The sequence below is a fragment of the Thauera sp. 63 genome (assembly GCF_000310165.2).
GTDB lineage: Bacteria > Pseudomonadota > Gammaproteobacteria > Burkholderiales > Rhodocyclaceae > Thauera > Thauera humireducens.
Window position 1 is genome coordinate 1 of the sequence record NZ_AMXC01000091.1, and the last position, 491, is coordinate 491.

At 67.6% G+C, this 491-nt stretch carries 1 pseudogene; it reads right to left on the reverse strand.

Annotated elements, in window-relative coordinates:
- Window positions 1-491 (reverse strand): annotated as a pseudogene (locus tag C664_RS20090) (4-hydroxy-2-oxovalerate aldolase); the annotation flags it as partial.

The window sequence follows — 491 nt, forward strand, 5'->3', positions numbered from 1 at the left end:
ATCTCGACCAGGATCTCGCGCGCGGGCACGCCGTACTTCTTCTCGGCGCGCTTGGCGAACAGCAGGAAGGAGCCATACACCCCGGCGTAGCCCAGCGTGAGCGCGTCGCGGTCGATGCGGATCGGGAAATCCATGATCGGCACCACCAGGTCCTCGGCCACGTCCTGGATCCTGAACACATCCACCCCGGTGTCGATCCCCATCAGGTCGCACACCGCGATGAAGACTTCCATCGGGGTGTTGCCCGCACCGGCGCCCAGGCCAGCCGCCGCCGCGTCGATGCGGGTGGCGCCGACTTCGAGCGCGGCCAGGCTGTTGGCCACGCCCATGGCGAGGTTGTGGTGGCCGTGGAAGCCCAGTTCCGTTTCCGGCTTCAGCGCGTCGCGCACCGCGCTGAGGCGGGATTTGACGGTGTCGGGCAGCAGGTGCCCGGCCGAGTCGGTGACGTAGATGCAGTTGGCGCCGTAGCTCTCCATCAGCCTGGCTTGCTT